Consider the following 14,679-nt stretch of genomic DNA (forward strand, 5'->3'; position numbering starts at 1 on the left):
CGTCAGTGCCCCGCCGGAGCGCGCAGCTCGACCGCGACCTGCTCGCGGGCCGCGCCGGCCCCGACGCTGGTGGTCGAGAGCGTCTTCTCGTTCTTCATGGCTCGCATGTACGGGTGCCAGACGCTGGCCTTGATCGCGCCGGCCGGGACGTCCTGGATGGTCACCACGCCGTTGGCGTCGGTCTTGCCGGCGTACTGGGTGTCGACCACGCGGATGAAGCCGACCATCTGGTCATGGATGTTGCAGCCGATCGCGGCGACGCCGGCCGTGTTCATCTTGGCCGTGCGGTTCTCTTCGTGGCCGTACAGCTTGATCTCGAACTTGTTGCCTGCCGAGAACGAGTAGACGTGGTGACGAACCTTATCGAGATTGGGGAACGAGACGTCCGCGCCGACCGGGACCACCAGCATGAACGGGTTGAACTGGATGTTCTGCTGCGCCACCCGATAGGGCCAGGGGAACTTGATCGGACCCTTGGTCGGCTGGCCGTTCGGATAGACCATGACCACGGCGTCGGGCACGGGCTTGCCGTCGGCGCCGCGCACCGTGACGGTGAAATCACCCGCCATGGCGGGCGCTGCCCACAGCGTGGCCATCAGAAGTAGAGCGAGCCTTTTCATCACGCCTTTTCTAGCTCTGGCGGGATGAAATGCGCGTTAACGGGTGCGACACGGGGTGCGACACTGTTTCGGGTATCCGGCATTTACTTGGAAACCGTCTGTAAAAGCTTCGCGGTCACGGTCCCGCACGTCGGCGCTCGAGTGGGGCTTGTCGCCGGCTCTCTTGAGGAGGGGGCTATGAAGCGACTTTCGAGCGCGGCGATCGCCGCGACCCTGCTGGCGGTCTGCGCATCGGGCGCGGCGCATGCCGGCGAGATCGAGACCGGCGGCAAGCTGCTGCTGACCCACGGTGTCAGCACGGTCGAGGGCAGCGCGGGCGGCGGCCTGTCGACCTGGGCCGTGATCGCGGGCGGTGAGACCAATCACGGCGTCGGCGGCGAGGTCCACGGGACCTATGTCGACGTCAAGGACTACAGCCTGCGCACCTATGGCGCCGCCGTCGGTTGGCATGACCGCGTCGAGCTGTCGGCCGCCCGCCAGGAATTCGACACCGGCGCGACGGGCGCCAAGCTGGGTCTCGGCAAGGGTTTCACCTTCAAGCAGACGGTGCTGGGCGCCAAGGTCCGGGTGCTGGGCGACGCCGTCTACACCCAGGACACCTGGATCCCGCAGGTCAGCGTCGGGGCCCAGTACAAGGACAACGATCAGGACGCCATCGTCCGCGCCGTCGGCGCCAAGAAGGACAGCGGGGTCGACTTCTACGTGGCGGCGACCAAGCTCTTGCTCGACAAGTCGCTGGTACTGAACGGGACCGTGCGCCTGACCAAGGCCAACCAGTCGGGCCTGCTGGGTTTCGGCGGCGACAAGGGCGACAGCTACAAGCCGCAGTTCGAGGGCTCGGCCGGCTATCTGCTCAGCAAGCGCCTGGTGGTCGGGGGCGAGTACCGCACCAAGCCCAGCAACCTAGGCTTCGCCAAGGAAGACGACTGGAAGGACCTGTTCGTCGCCTATGCCGTGAACAAGCATCTTTCGGTGACCGGGGCCTATGTGGACCTGGGCGACATCGCCACCTTCAAGAACCAGCGCGGGTTCTACCTGTCGCTGCAAGCCGGCTTCTAAGGGGATCTCGCCGATGAAAAAGACGTATCTCCTCGCGGCCGTCGCCGCCTTCGCCCTGACCGGCTCGGCCTTCGCCCAGGACGCCGTGCCTCCCGGTGAGAAGCCCGTCGACGCCTACAAGCAGTCGAACGCCAATGCCGGCGCGACGCCGATGACCGACACCAAGGTGTTCGAAGCCTTCCACGGCAAGGCGGGCATCGACCGCATCGTCGAGACCATGGTCGAGCGCAACTTCGCCGACCCGCGGATCAAGGACTTCTTCGCCGCCGCCGACAAGGTGCGGCTGAAGCGGACCCTGAAGGAGCAGTTCTGCTACATCCTGGGCGGCGGCTGCGATTACACCGGCAAGGATATGAAGAGCTCGCACAAGGACCAGGGCACGACCAATCGCGACATGAACGCGCTGATCGAGAACCTGCAGTTCGCGATGGACAAGGAAGGCGTGCCGTTCGCCGCCCAGAACAAGCTGCTGGCCAAGCTGGCCCCGCAGCAGAAGGACATCGTCGAGCGCTAAGGCGCTTGAAAAGGCTGGCGGTCGCGCGGATATGAGGCGCTCCTATTCGGAGGCTTCCCCGTGACCGCTACCCTCGACGACGCCCGCGTGGCGCTGGACTGTATCGTCGACCCGGCGAGCGGGCAGGGGCTGGTCGCCGCCGGCCTGGTGCAGGGCCTCGTCGTCCGCAACGGCCGCGCCGGCTTCATGCTGGAAGTCCCGGCCAGCCAGGCCGCGTCCTACGCCCCGATCCGCGACGCCGCCGAGAAGGCTCTGGCCGCTCTGCCGGGCGTCGAGCAGGCCCAGGTCGTGCTGACCGCCCAGGCCGCCGAGGGCGCGACCCGGGTGCGCAAGGGCGCCAAGGTCACCGAGGATCCGCAGGCCAAGATGGTCCCACCGCCGGAGGCCGAGAAGCCGGTCCATGTCCGCCACGTCATCGCCGTGGCCTCGGGCAAGGGCGGGGTGGGCAAGTCCACCGTCTCGACCAATCTGGCCGTCGCCTTCGCCAAGCAAGGGCTGCGCGTGGGCCTGCTGGACGCCGACATCTACGGTCCCTCGGCCCCCAAGATGATGGGCGTCGATGGCGATCCGCTGTTCGAGAACGACAAGCTGCAGCCCCTTGAGGCCCACGGCGTCAAGCTGATGTCGATCGGCTTCATCGTCGACGAGGGCAAGGCGATGATCTGGCGCGGGCCGATGGCCTCGTCGGCCGTCCGCCAGATGATCCACGACGTGGCCTGGGGCTCGGAGGCCCAGCCGCTGGACGTGCTGGTCGTCGACCTGCCGCCGGGCACGGGCGACGTCCAGCTGACCCTGGTGCAGAAGCTGCGCATCGACGGTGTCGTGCTGGTCACCACGCCGCAGGAGATCGCCCTGATCGACGCCCGCCGCGCCGCGGCGATGTTCGAGAAGACCGCCACCCCGATCCTGGGCCTGGTCGAAAACATGGCCTTCTTCGCCGATCCCTCGACCGGCGCGCTGATCCCGATCTTCGGCGAAGGCGGCGGCGTGGCCGAGGCCGAGCGCCTGAAGACCCCGCTGCTGGGCCGCGTGCCCATCGAGATCGCCGTCCGCGTCGGCGGTGACCAGGGCGTGCCGGTCGTGATCTCCGAGCCCAAGGGCCAGGCGGCGCAAGTCTTCGTCGCGGCGGCCGCTACGCTCTGGGAAACTGTGAAGGGCTGACTGATATCCGTTTCCCCGGCGAAGGCCGGGGCCCAGGTTCATCCAGAGCGTCTGGGGATGATCCGAGAGCCGCTTCACCCAGTCCTGAATATTTCAGGGCTCGATCTGGGTCCCGGCTTTCGCCGCGAAAGCGGGAGATAGAGATGAAAAAGGCCGCTGGATCGCTCCAGCGGCCTTTCCATTTTCAGCCTTGCGTCAGCTTAGAAGCTGAAGCGCGCGCCGGTCGACAGCACGACGGCCGAGCCCGTCACGTCGCCGCGCAGGCGGACGGTCGAGCTGGTCGCCGTCAGGTCGTCGCGGGTGATCTTGGTGTCGTCGAAGCTGATGTAGCTGATCGCCGCGTCCAGCTTGATGTTGTCGGTCGCGGCCCAGGTGGCGCCGGCGGCGTACATCATGCGATCGCCGTCCGGCACGCGGGCGGTGCGGCCGACGTCCGGCGTCGGGGTCGGGTCGTACTGGACGCCGGCCCGCAGGGTCAGGCGCGGCGAGGCCTGCCAGTCGACGCCGGCGGCGTAGGTCGTCACGTCCTTGTAGTTCTGGACGTTGACCGTCGTGGCGCCCGGCAGGCTGACGCGGATGGCGTCGAACTCGCCCCAGCCCACGCGGCTGACCGAAGCGTTCAGGGTCCAGGCGTCGTTCACGGCCCAGCGGGCGCCGACATTGGCGATCCAGGGCAGGGTGATCTTGGCCTGGCCGTCGGCGGTGAAGTTGTTGGCGGCCGGGATCGGGGCCAGCAGGCCGGCGACCTTCACCGTGCCGTCCAGCTTCTGGTCGATCTTGGAGCGATAGCTGGCGCCGATCGTGAAGCTCGACGACGGGTGGATCTGCGCGCCGACCGTGTAGCCATAGGCCCAGCCGTCGCCCTTCAGCGCCTGCGAACCGTCGGGCTGCAGCGGCGAGATGTTGGGCAGGGCGTTGGTCAGCTCGGCGTCGGCGTAAAGGGCGGTGACGCCCACGCCCAGGTCGATCATGTCGTTGACGCGATAGGCCACGACGCCGTCGACATTGATGGTCCGCAGGTGCGACTTCAGCGCGTCGTAGCGGGTCCAGCTGTCGGCGTTGTACTCGGTGGTGAAGTTGTACGGCGCGGCGACATTGATGCCGACCGACAGCTTGTCGTTGATCTTGAAGGCGGCGCCGCCGTTCGGCACGACGCCGTCATTGATCGGGTCGTAGGCGATGCCCGCGCCGCCGATCGGAGTGGTCACGCCGGCCGGCGGCACCGGGCGGGTGATCGTCGAGCCGTTGTTGGTGACCTTGGAGTTCACCTGGATCAGGTTCAGGCCGAAGACGGCTTCGCTCTTTTCGATGCCGGCGATCGCGGCGGGGTTCCACCACAGGCTACCCACGCCCTTGTCGGCGACTTCGCCGGAATAGGCGCGACCGGTGCCGCGCACCGACTGTTCCTGGAGGTAGAAGGCCGAAGCGGAGGCCTGGGAAGCGGCGGCGAGCGCCAGCAGAGCAACGCCGGCGGCGAGGCTGGTACGCGAGAGAGACATTTTACAGCGACCTTCTTGGGGAGGAAGAGGCCCGCCGAGCACCTATCGGCGCTGGAGGAGCGCCGCCTTTAACGTACCTGTTCAAATAGCGTTGCTATAAATTGTCCAGAACATGAATTTTGTCGGTTTCGTTAAAGAAGCGGGGCCGTAAAGGCCCCGCATCAATCGTTGTTCTGTCAAAATGGACCGAATTCTGGCGCTTTACCTAAGGTTAGCCGCCAGCCATCTTGCGGAAGAACTTCTGACCCTGTTCGCCGCCGTTGAAGTAGGCCTTCTGGCCGTCCTCGGCGGTGATCTTGTCCCAGCTGTCGCGGACTTCCTCGGCCGACAGGCCGCCTTCGCCCAGATAGACGCCTTCGGTCTCGTAGATGCGCGACAGGGCGAAGGCGCCGGCGCCGGCGGTCAGGATCGCGCCGGTCGGAGCCTCTTCCGAGGCCAGGTATACGACGCCCGGCGTGACATATTCCGGCGCCAGCTTGGCCAGCACTTCCGGCGGCATCAGGCCTTCGGTCATGCGGGTGGCGGCGACCGGGCTGATGGCGTTGATCTTCACGTCGTTCTTGGCGCCCTCGAGCTTGAGGGTGTTCATCAGGCCCAGCACCGCCATCTTGGCCGCGCCGTAGTTGCTCTGGCCGAAGTTGCCGTACATGCCCGACGACGAGGTCGTGACGACGATGCGGCCGTAGTTCTGGGCCTTCATGATGTCCCAGACCGCCTTGATCGGCTTGAAGGTGCCAAACACGTGCACCTGCATGACCAGCTCGAAGTCGGCCAGCTCCATCTTGGTCAGGGTCTTGTCACGCAGGATGCCGGCGTTGGCGATCAGGATGTCGATGCGGCCCCACTTGTCCATGGTCGTCTTGACCATGTCGGCGACGCCGGCGTCGTCCGTCACCGAGGCGCCGTGGGCGATGGCTTCGCCACCGAAGGCCTCGATCTCGGCCACCACCTTCTGGGCCGCTTCGGACGAGCCGCCCGAGCCGTCGACGCTGCCGCCCAGGTCGTTGACCACGACCTTGGCGCCGCGCCGCGCCAGCTCCAGGGCATGCTGCCGGCCCAGGCCGCCGCCGGCCCCCGTCACGATCGCCACCTTGCCGTCGAAGCGGATGTCCGTCATGCCCGTCGTCTCCTCAAACGCGTGTTTGGTTTGGCCGTGTTGTGCGGCGCGGGAGAAGGGAGGTCAAGGGGAGCTCCGCACGCACGGTTGTTCGCCTTCACGCGGCTCGGCCGCTGAAGCGAGGGAGGGGAAGCGGAGCGCCCGGGCGACGCCCGGAGGTTGGAGAGTGATTACCGTTTCGACGAAGCCAGAGCGCTCCGCGTAGCCGTTATCCGATGAGCCAGCGGCGCGCGGGGTATTAACCCGCTTCCGACAGTCGGCCCCCGACGGGCGGGCCGGGGCGACGACCCCGGTCCCGGAACGCCCGGGCGATTTCAGCCCGGACCTGTTGCTCTCATCGGCCTGACATCCCACGTCGTTTCTGTGTTCCAGGGCCGACCGCCGTAGGAGGGATGCAGTTGCGAGTTTCCCCGCGCCGACAAGCGCTTCCCGCTCGACCACCCCTGACAGCCGTCACGATCGCCGGCCGGACGTCCCTTCCAAGCCGCCAGGTGGGGTTAGTATGGGGCGGTGGTGAGGGCGGGGGATTGAAAGGCGTGTAAAATCGACAAGCGGTTGATTTCGCAGGGTTCAATCGCGCGAACGCCGAGCATACAGCACCCCAGATCCCCTCTCTCTAAGAGAGAGGGGTTTGGTGGGTGACGTCTGCAATGGGTGGGGAGCGGCCACCGCCGCAGGCCCCCACCTGACCGCTACGCGGTCGTCCGCCCCCAAAGGGGGCGGAAGGTGATCGCGCTCCTTCTTCCCCCTAAGGGGGAGGAGCGCGTCAGCGCGGAGGGGGCAAGTATGAGCGGAAGTGGACATGCGTTCCCTTCTCCCCTTGCGGGAGAAGGTGTCGCCGCAGGCGACGGATGAGGGGTCGAAAGGCTTGTCGGATAACGAAGCGCAACCCCTCACCCGACCCGCTGCGCGGGCCACCCTCTCCCGCAAGGGGAGAGGGCAGACGTAGCGCCCTACGCCTTCTTCTTCGTCATCCCCCCAGCCACCGGGGCCGCAGGCTTATCCCGCTTCACCCCAGCCTTCTGGCCGGGCTTCATGAACTTCACCAGCACCCGCTGGCCCACCAGCAGCGGCGCCCCGTCCGCGCTGACCACCACCTCGACGACGCGTTCGTCGCTGCGCTGGCTGGGGTCGTCGGAGGCCAGTTTGCGGGCGCCGAAGACGGCGGCGCGGCGCAGGACCTTGCCGGTGTAGGTCTTGTCGGGATTGCCTTCCGGCTGGATCTCGACCTCTTGGCCGATGGTTACGTTGGGGATGTCGGCCTCGACGATCTCGGCGCGGGCGATGCGCTGGGTGTTGGGCTCGAGGTCGAACATGGCCGTGACGTTCAGGGTCGAGGCGCCGGCGCCCGGATTGGCCTGGCGGCGGGCGATGCGGCCGTCGGCCGGGGCGCGGATGATCGTCAGTTCCTGGTTGTACTGGGCCTGGGCGACCTGGGCCGAGGCCACGCCGATGGCGGCCTGCTGGGCGCCGATATTGGCCTGGGCCGAGGCAATCTGGTCGCGGGCAGCGTCCAGGCGCTGGCCGGCGACGAAGTTCGAGGCCGACAGGTTCTGCAGGCGGTTATATTCGCGCTGGGCGGTGCGCAGCTGCACCTGGAACAGCTGCAGCTGGGCCTTGGCCGAGGCCAGGGCGGCGGCGGCGGTCTGAGAGGCCAGGCGGACGTCGTCGTCCTCCTGCTTGGCCAGAGGCTGGCCGGCCTTCACGATGTCGCCTTCCTGGACATAGACCTCGCGGACGATGCCCTGGCGGCGCGCGGCCACCTGGATCACGCCGCCCTCGACGTCGGCCTTGCCCTGGGCGATGGCGGCGTAGGGGGAGGGCTCTTCTTGAGCGGCGGCGGCTTCGAGCTGCTTCTTCTTCTCGGCCGCCTGGCCCTTCATGTAGAAGAACCCGCCGCCGAGCAGCGCGACGACGACGATGACGATCCAGAAGGCGGGGCGGCGCAGAAACGCGGGCATGGTCTAAAATTCCCCCAGGAAATCAGTGGCTGAGCGGCGCGGGATTGGCGTCGGGCGTGCGGCGCACGTCGTCCAGGATCCGGCCGTCTTCGATGTGGATGACGCGGTCGGCATAGGCCTCGAGCCGCGGGTCGTGGGTCACGCAGATCACCGCCGCGCCGCGGACGGAAGCCGCCTCGCGCAGCAGGCGGATGACGATCTGGCCGTTCTCGCCGTCGAGGGCCGAGGTCGGCTCGTCGGCGAACAGCAGGTTGGGATTCTTGGCCAGGGCGCGGGCGATGGCCACGCGCTGCTTCTCGCCGCCGGAGAGTTCGGACGGGCGCTGGTTGACGCGGGCGCCCAGGCCTACCGACTCCAGCGCCGCCTGGGCGCGTCGGGCGGCCTCGCCCTTGCCGACGCCCTGGTACTTCAGCGCGGTCATCACCTGCTGCTTGGCCGACAGGGCCGGGAACAGGTTGAAGCCCTGGAAGATGAAGCCGCAGTGGTCGAGGCGGAACTTGTCGATCTTGCCGCGCGACAGCGACCACAGGTCGTCGGCCTCCAGCGCCGCCACGTGGCCCGCGTCGGGCTTGAGCAGGCCGGACAGGGCGGCGACCAGGGTCGACTTGCCCGAGCCCGAGGGGCCCATGACCATGGTCACGTCGCCGTGCTTGGCGTCGAAGTCCACGCCCTTGAGCACCTCGATGAAGGTGCGGCCGGTCTTGAACCGCTTGACGATGCCCTTGGCCTCGAGGGCGGTCTCGCCGCGCTTGTGGGCGTTGTTGGTGCCGCTCATCGCAGAAGATCCGCAGGTTGGCTGTTCTTGAGGATGCCCAGCGACAGGAAGCCCGACACCATGGCGATCACCACCAGGAAGACGGCGACGATGATGATCAGGGTCGGTGGGAAATACATCGGCACGCCGCCGGCCACCGCGATCAGCGACACCAGCCAGGTCAGCAGGCCCGCGGCGACCACGCCGACGACGCCGACCCAGAAGGAGAGCTCCATGACGATGTTGCGCAGGTCGCCCATCGACACGCCCAGGGCGCGCAAGGAGGCGAACTCCTTGATGTTGGCCATGATCGCGCCGCGCAGGGTCTGCCAAGTGATGATCACGCCGATCAGCAGGCCCAGGAAGGCCGAGAAGCCCAGGATGATGCCGATGATCTGGTCGTCCAGCATGGCCCCGGAATTGGCGTCGGCCAGTTCCTGGCGGGTCCAGGCGCGGAACTTGCCGTCTGCCTTCTTGTTCAGCTGGGCCACGACGATCTCGGCGCGCGAGGGGTCCTGGATCTCGACCATCAGCGGGCCGACGCGCTGGCCGGTGTCGGCCTCGCCCAGCATGCGCAGGGTGTCGCGCGACATGACCAGGGTGGGCTGGATGATGTTGGGATAGCCCTTGGTGACGACGGCGACATAGACGGTCTTGCCGTTGTACAGCGCCTTGTCGCCCTTCTTGACGCCCAGGCGCTTGAGCGCCGTCTCGTCCACCGCGATAGCGTAGGGGCGGCGCAGGGCCTCGATCATCGACTGGGTGTAGTCGGTGGGCACGGTGACGTAGCCGGGGATGGCGTCGATCACCGTGACGTTGACGAACTCGCTCTTGCGGGCCGAGCCGCCGGGCTTGCCCTTGCCGGCGCGCTTGGCGCGGGCTTCTTCCTTGGCCTGCTCCTCGGGGCTGAGGATGTTCTGGAAGCGGCCGCCCGAGCCGTCCAGCGGGGCCACCTGGGTGACCTCGGGATGGCTGTAGACCAGCGGGATCATGCGGCGCGGCAGGCCGGACGGGCCGCCGAACAGGGCCTTGGCGCCCGGACCCAGCACCATGATGTCGGCGCGGGCGCGGTCGATCTGGGCGGTGAAGCCCTTGCCGATGCCGACGAAGATGCCGACCTGGGCCAAGATGAGCAGGCCCGAAAAGGCCAGGGCGACAACGGCCGCCATGTAACGTCGCCACTCATAGAGAAGAGTGGCCAAGGCCAACGACATTCCGACTCTTGCTCCCCCAAACCGTTGGTTGCAGCAATGACCGTCGATCGCCAGACGGCCAAGTTAAATCGGGGTAAGGCGCATTTCCGATGTGAAATATTCGCGCGGCGAGCGGAACGGGCTGGCTGGGCGCCGTCGTCGGGGCTAAGCGACTCCTTCAGTGCAGCGATCAGGCCACCCCTTCACGATCTTTCGCGCGGCTTCCGGCCTGGCGCTGGCGTTCGCCGCGTCGGCGCCTGTACGCGCCGACGAGGGCATGTGGACCTTCGACAAGATCCCGGTGGAGCGTATCAAGGCCGCCACGGGCGTGACCCTGGATCCGGCCTGGCTGGACGCCGCCCAGGCCTCGGCGGTGCGGCTGACCAACGGCTGCTCGGCGGGGCTGGTCAGCGGCCAGGGGCTGGCGATCACCAACAGCCACTGCGTCGCCGACTGCGCCCAGGTGCTGTCGACGCAGGAAGATGAGGACTACGCCCGGGACGGCTTCCTGACCGACGGCCGCGACGAGGAGCGCAAGTGCGCCGGCGTCCAGGCCGAGGTGCTGCTGACCATCATCGACGTCACCGACCAGGTGCGGGCCGCCGTGGTGGGCAAGTCCGGGCGCGACTTCCTGCGGGTCCGCGACGGGGCCATGGCGGTGGCCGAACTGGCCGCCTGCGGCATGGACCAGACCCTGCGCTGCCAGGCGATCGGCTTCTTCCGGGGCGGGCAGTACAAGGTCTACAAGTACCGCCGCTACAGCGACGTGCGGCTGGTCTTCGCGCCCGAGATCGCCGCGTCGGCGTTCGGCGGCGATCCCGACAACTTCAACTTCCCGCGCTACGCCTTCGATGTCGCCTTCGTGCGGCTGTATGTCGACGGCAAGCCGGCCTCGACGCGCAGCCACCTGGAGTGGCGCGACGCGCCGCCGGTGGAGGGCGAGCCGACCTTCGTCGTTGGCAGCCCAGGCTCGACGGAGCGCCAGCTCACCGTGGCCCAGCTGGAGACGCAGCGCGACCTCGTCCTGCCGGTGACCCAGCTGCAGCGGGCCGAGGTGCGCGGGCGGCTGATCCAGTTTGGCCGGGAGGGGACCGGCGAGGCTCGCATCGCCGCCCAGGCCCTGGCCTGGGTGCAGAACAGCTACAAGCTGGGCGTGGGCAAGCAGGCGGCGCTGAACGACAAGGCCTTCATGGCGGCCAAGCGCGCCGACGAAGACGCCCTGCGCGCCAAGGTCGCGGCCGATCCGGCGCTGGCGGCGCAGACCGGCGCGGCCTGGGACGAAATCGCGCAGGCCCAACACGCCGCCGCCGAGCTGTTCGTCCCCTGGCGGATGCTGGAAAGCGGCGCGGGCCTCGGTTCGGAGCTCTACTACTATGCCCGCCTGCTGGTGCGCGCCGCCGTGGAGCGCGAGAAGCCCGAGGCCGAGCGCCTGCCCGAATATGTCGACGCTAGGCTGCCGCTGATCGAGCGCAAGCTGGCCGACACGCCGCCGGCCGATCCGGCGCTGGAGCGGATCTATCTGGAGCACTGGCTGCTCAAGACCCGCGAGTCCCTGGGCGTCGACTCCGCGCCGGTGAAGGCGCTGCTGGGCCGCGAGAGCCCGGAAGCTGTCGCCGAGGCCCTGGCCAAGACGGACTTTGGCGATCCCGACATGCGGATGGCTCTGTGGAAGGGTGGCCTGGCGGCGGTGCAGGCTTCCGAGGATCCGCTGATCCGCTTCATCCTGCGCACCGACCCGGTGGCCCGCGAGGCCCGCGCCGCCTACGAGTCCCAGGTCTCTGGCCCGACCGACATCGCCGCCGAGAAGATCGCCAAGGCCCGCTTCGCCGTGCTGGGCGACAGCGTCTATCCCGATGCGACGTTCTCGCTGCGGCTGTCCTACGGCAAGGTCGCCGGCTGGGAAGAGCGGGGCAGGGCGATCGCGGCCACGACGACCTTCGCCGGTTTCTACGACCGGGTGACCGGCGCCGAGCCCTTCGCCGCCGCGCCGCGCTGGCTGGAGGCCAAGGATCGGCTGAAGGGCGACACCGTCTTCGACTTCACCAGCACCAACGACATCATCGGGGGCAATTCGGGCTCGCCGGTGCTGGACGCCAAGGGGCGCCTGATCGGCGTGGCGTTCGACGGCAACCTGCCCTCGCTGGGCGGGGCCTATGGCTATGACGGCGCCACGAACCGGACCGTCTCGCTCTCGGCTCCGGCGATCCTGCAGGCGCTGGACAAGGTGTATGAGCGCGGCGACCTGGTCAGCGAGCTGACCGGGCGCTAAGGGCGCTTCGTTTCGGCCGTGTAACACGCGGAAAGCTGGAACATTTTTGGCTGCGTCTCCCGTGCGCCGGCTTCTCGGCGCCTTCAACAACGGGAGAGCGATATGAGCGTCACAAGCGCTGCGTCCTCTACAAACTGGGCCCAGCTGCGCCAGCTCCAGCAGGCGGAGATGTTCAAGACCGCCGACGCCGACGGCGATGGGCAGCTGTCGCAGGCCGAATTCCAGTCTATCGGGCAAAATGTGCAGGGCTCGGGTGGTGAGCATCGTGGCACGCCGCCCATGCGCGGCGGCGGCGGCCCGAGCGGACATTTCGGCGGCGATACCTTGAGCTCGCTGCTGTCGACCCAGTCGGTCGACGATGTCGCCAGCTCGGTGATGTCGGCTGGCGACGCGGACGGCGACGGCCTGCTGACCGCCAGCGAGATCTCTACCGCCCTGGCCGCCAATGCGCCCGACGCGGTCAAAGGGCAGGGGCTGGAGGACAAGATGGCGTCGGACATCGTCTCGGCCCTCGACAGCGATGGCGACGGCAGCCTGTCGACCGAGGAGATCTCCAGCGCGATCTCCAGCGCCGCCGCCAACCAGGCGACCCACGCCATGCGCGGCCCGCTGCCTGGACCGCCGCCTAGCGAGGGGACCGAGGCGTCGAGCAGCTCTTCCAGTTCCTCGAGCGCCGGTAGTGGGGCGAGTGTGACGGCGTAACGCCCCATGCTGTCATCCCGGCCAAGCGCGTAGCGCGCCGAGCCGGGACCGCCGGACGCTCCGTGTTTGCGGCGGTCCCGGCTCTACGCTCCGCTTCGGCCGGGATGACAGGATCTGTTGGTAATAGGCTTCTGACTTAGGCAATCGACGCCTTCCTTAACCAAACCTTACGCAAGGCGCTTGCGTGCGACCGCTGACTTGGTGTCATTCTTCGCCCTTGGCCGGCGTCGCGGGGGCGCGCGCCACTTGAGTAAGGTCTTCGTCTTGATGTTCCGTCCTGAGAACGTTCAGGCCCTGGCGGGTTTGGCGCTCACCCTGGGCCTCTGCTGGCTCGTTTCCGAGAATCGCAAGCGATTCCCGTGGGTTCTGGCGATCGCCGCCCTCGTCGTTCAAGTCCTGCTGGTGGTGGTGCTGTTCGGCCTGCCGCAGGCGCGCCAGCTGCTGCAAGGCGTCAACGGCGCCGTCGAGGGCCTGGCCAGCTCGACTCAGGCCGGCACCGCCTTCGTGTTCGGCTTCCTGGCGGGCGGCGATCAGCCGTATCCGGTCAGCAATCCGGGCGCGGGCTTCATCTTCGCCTTCCGCGTCATGCCGGTGATCCTGGTGGTCTGCGCGCTGTCGGCGCTGCTGTGGCACTGGAAGATCCTGAAGTGGCTGGCCCAGGGCTTCGGCTTCCTGTTCCAGAAGACGCTGGGCCTGCGCGGCCCGCCGGCCCTGGCCACCGCCGCCACCATCTTCATGGGCCAGATCGAAGGCCCGATCTTCATCCGCGCCTATCTCGACAAGCTGTCGCGCTCGGAGCTCTTCATGCTGATCGCGGTCGGCATGGCCTGCGTCTCGGGCTCGACCATGGTCGCCTACGCCACCATCCTGGCCGGCGTTCTGCCCAACGCCGCCGCCCACGTGCTGACGGCCTCGATCATCTCGGCCCCGGCCGGCGTGCTGCTGGCCCGTATCATCGTCCCGTCCGACCCGATGGAGAAGGGCGGCGACCTGGATCTCTCGGTCGAGGACAAGACCTACGGCAGCTCGATCGACGCCGTCATGAAGGGCACCACCGATGGCCTGCAGATCGCGCTGAACGTCGGCGCGACCCTGATCGTCTTCGTGGCCCTGGCCACCATGGTCGACAAGATCCTGGGCGTCATGCCCCCGGTCGGCGGCCAGCCGCTGAGCATCGCGCGCGGCCTGGGCGTGGTCTTCGCGCCCCTGGCCTGGTCGATGGGCGTGCCGTGGAAGGAAGCCGGCACCGCCGGCGGCCTGCTGGGCGTCAAGCTGATCCTCACCGAGTTCACCGCCTTCATCCAGATGGCCAAGATCGGCGCGACCACGCTGGACGAGCGCACCCGCATGATCATGACCTATGCCTTGTGCGGCTTCGCCAACATCGGCTCGGTCGGCATGAACGTGGCCGGCTTCTCGGTCCTGGTGCCGCAACGCCGCGCCGAGGTGCTGAGCCTGGTCTGGAAGGCGATGATGGCCGGCTTCCTGGCCACCTGCCTCACCGGCTCGCTGATCGGCCTGATGCCGCGAGCGCTGTTCGGGCTGTAATCAACGATTGGTTGCTTCATTCTCTCCCTTCCCCTTTGATGGGGAAGGGTTGGGGATGGGGTGACAGCGTGTCCGAAGGAACTCCAAGACCTCGGCACGCACCCGGCGCGGTCAAGCGCGCAAGATTCACAAGCCTCTCTATCCCCTCACCGATCGTCCCCGCGAAGGCGGGGATCCAAGCCGAGTCAGAGGGTCGTAGCTCGGCCTAGCCTCATCCTGAAAATCAGCTTGGATCCCCGCCTTCGCGGGGATGATCGGGTTTGGGGGCTCAAAGCTGAATTT

General features: G+C 67.7%; 12 protein-coding genes and 1 pseudogene. 7 read left to right on the top strand and 6 right to left on the bottom strand.

What is annotated here, in order from left to right; translation table 11 throughout:
- Positions 1-2 precede the first annotated feature (2 nt).
- Entirely contained in the window at positions 3-620 is a 618-nt protein-coding gene (locus J7528_RS00385; RefSeq protein ID WP_291870218.1) for a methylamine utilization protein, read from the bottom strand.
- 177 nt (positions 621-797) lie between these two features.
- On the opposite strand from J7528_RS00385, the gene J7528_RS00390 reads away from it, so the two are divergent.
- Genes J7528_RS00390 through J7528_RS00400 form a run of 3 tightly spaced genes read left to right on the top strand, consistent with a single transcriptional unit; the run spans position 798 to position 3,354 of the window.
- Entirely contained in the window at positions 798-1,679 is an 882-nt protein-coding gene (locus J7528_RS00390) for a DUF3034 family protein (RefSeq protein WP_291870219.1), read from the top strand.
- A 13-nt stretch (positions 1,680-1,692) separates the two neighbouring features.
- Positions 1,693-2,193 (top strand): group 1 truncated hemoglobin, encoded by a 501-nt coding sequence (locus tag J7528_RS00395; protein WP_291870221.1) that lies wholly within the window; start codon positions 1,693-1,695, stop codon positions 2,191-2,193.
- 60 nt (positions 2,194-2,253) lie between these two features.
- Complete coding sequence (locus J7528_RS00400; RefSeq protein ID WP_291870223.1) at positions 2,254-3,354, top strand: Mrp/NBP35 family ATP-binding protein; 1,101 nt, start codon at positions 2,254-2,256, stop codon at positions 3,352-3,354.
- 200 nt (positions 3,355-3,554) lie between these two features.
- On the opposite strand, the gene J7528_RS00405 is transcribed toward J7528_RS00400, so the two are convergent.
- Positions 3,555-4,853, bottom strand: a complete 1,299-nt coding sequence (locus J7528_RS00405; RefSeq protein WP_291870225.1) for an outer membrane protein transport protein — start codon at positions 4,851-4,853, stop codon at positions 3,555-3,557.
- Between the two features lie 211 nt (positions 4,854-5,064).
- Positions 5,065-5,970 carry an SDR family NAD(P)-dependent oxidoreductase gene (locus tag J7528_RS00410; protein WP_291870227.1) on the bottom strand — a complete coding sequence of 302 codons (906 nt, stop codon included), beginning with the start codon at positions 5,968-5,970 and terminating at the stop codon, positions 5,065-5,067.
- A gap of 802 nt (positions 5,971-6,772) precedes the next feature.
- On the opposite strand from J7528_RS00410, the pseudogene J7528_RS00415 reads away from it, so the two are divergent.
- A pseudogene (locus tag J7528_RS00415) lies at positions 6,773-6,911 on the top strand (hypothetical protein); the annotation flags it as partial.
- Between the two features lie 12 nt (positions 6,912-6,923).
- On the opposite strand, the gene J7528_RS00420 reads toward J7528_RS00415, so the two are convergent.
- From J7528_RS00420 to J7528_RS00430, 3 genes are read right to left on the bottom strand one after another with little or no spacing between them, the layout of a single operon-like run.
- Positions 6,924-7,931: an HlyD family efflux transporter periplasmic adaptor subunit gene (locus J7528_RS00420; protein ID WP_291870229.1), complete on the bottom strand. Its 1,008-nt coding sequence runs from the start codon at positions 7,929-7,931 to the stop codon at positions 6,924-6,926.
- A 22-nt stretch (positions 7,932-7,953) separates the two neighbouring features.
- Positions 7,954-8,706 carry an ABC transporter ATP-binding protein gene (locus J7528_RS00425; RefSeq protein ID WP_291870231.1) on the bottom strand — a complete coding sequence of 251 codons (753 nt, stop codon included), beginning with the start codon at positions 8,704-8,706 and terminating at the stop codon, positions 7,954-7,956.
- Complete coding sequence (locus tag J7528_RS00430; protein ID WP_291870233.1) at positions 8,703-9,899, bottom strand: ABC transporter permease; 1,197 nt, start codon at positions 9,897-9,899, stop codon at positions 8,703-8,705. The genes J7528_RS00425 and J7528_RS00430 overlap by 4 nt, the downstream gene beginning before the upstream one ends.
- Before the next feature lie 160 nt (positions 9,900-10,059).
- Here J7528_RS00430 and J7528_RS00435 point away from each other — a divergent pair, with 160 nt between their 5' ends.
- The 3 genes from J7528_RS00435 to J7528_RS00445 all read left to right on the top strand — a co-directional run bounded on the left by J7528_RS00435 (position 10,060) and on the right by J7528_RS00445 (position 14,397).
- A complete protein-coding gene (locus J7528_RS00435; protein ID WP_291870235.1) occupies positions 10,060-12,147 on the top strand; it encodes a S46 family peptidase in 2,088 nt (695 codons plus the stop codon).
- 102 nt (positions 12,148-12,249) lie between these two features.
- Entirely contained in the window at positions 12,250-12,849 is a 600-nt protein-coding gene (locus J7528_RS00440) for an EF-hand domain-containing protein (protein ID WP_291870237.1), read from the top strand.
- Between the two features lie 267 nt (positions 12,850-13,116).
- On the top strand, positions 13,117-14,397 hold the full coding sequence (locus J7528_RS00445) for a nucleoside transporter C-terminal domain-containing protein (protein ID WP_291871288.1): 1,281 nt from the start codon (positions 13,117-13,119) through the stop codon (positions 14,395-14,397).
- The last annotated feature ends 282 nt before the right edge of the window (positions 14,398-14,679 follow it).

The sequence above is a fragment of the Caulobacter sp. genome (genome assembly GCF_017744445.1).
Taxonomy (GTDB): Bacteria; Pseudomonadota; Alphaproteobacteria; order Caulobacterales; family Caulobacteraceae; genus Caulobacter.

What these genes read in the sequence shown, in the direction of transcription:
- J7528_RS00410 (WP_291870227.1), bottom strand. Translation starts at nt 5,970, where the DNA reads ATGACGGACATCCGCTTCGACGGCAAGGTGGCGATCGTGACGGGGGCC.
- J7528_RS00430 (WP_291870233.1), bottom strand. Translation starts at nt 9,899, where the DNA reads ATGTCGTTGGCCTTGGCCACTCTTCTCTATGAGTGGCGACGTTACATG.
- J7528_RS00385 (WP_291870218.1), bottom strand. Translation starts at nt 620, where the DNA reads ATGAAAAGGCTCGCTCTACTTCTGATGGCCACGCTGTGGGCAGCGCCC.
- J7528_RS00395 (WP_291870221.1), top strand. Translation starts at nt 1,693, where the DNA reads ATGAAAAAGACGTATCTCCTCGCGGCCGTCGCCGCCTTCGCCCTGACC.
- J7528_RS00405 (WP_291870225.1), bottom strand. Translation starts at nt 4,853, where the DNA reads ATGTCTCTCTCGCGTACCAGCCTCGCCGCCGGCGTTGCTCTGCTGGCG.
- J7528_RS00445 (WP_291871288.1), top strand. Translation starts at nt 13,117, where the DNA reads ATGTTCCGTCCTGAGAACGTTCAGGCCCTGGCGGGTTTGGCGCTCACC.
- J7528_RS00425 (WP_291870231.1), bottom strand. Translation starts at nt 8,706, where the DNA reads ATGAGCGGCACCAACAACGCCCACAAGCGCGGCGAGACCGCCCTCGAG.
- J7528_RS00420 (WP_291870229.1), bottom strand. Translation starts at nt 7,931, where the DNA reads ATGCCCGCGTTTCTGCGCCGCCCCGCCTTCTGGATCGTCATCGTCGTC.
- J7528_RS00440 (WP_291870237.1), top strand. Translation starts at nt 12,250, where the DNA reads ATGAGCGTCACAAGCGCTGCGTCCTCTACAAACTGGGCCCAGCTGCGC.
- J7528_RS00390 (WP_291870219.1), top strand. Translation starts at nt 798, where the DNA reads ATGAAGCGACTTTCGAGCGCGGCGATCGCCGCGACCCTGCTGGCGGTC.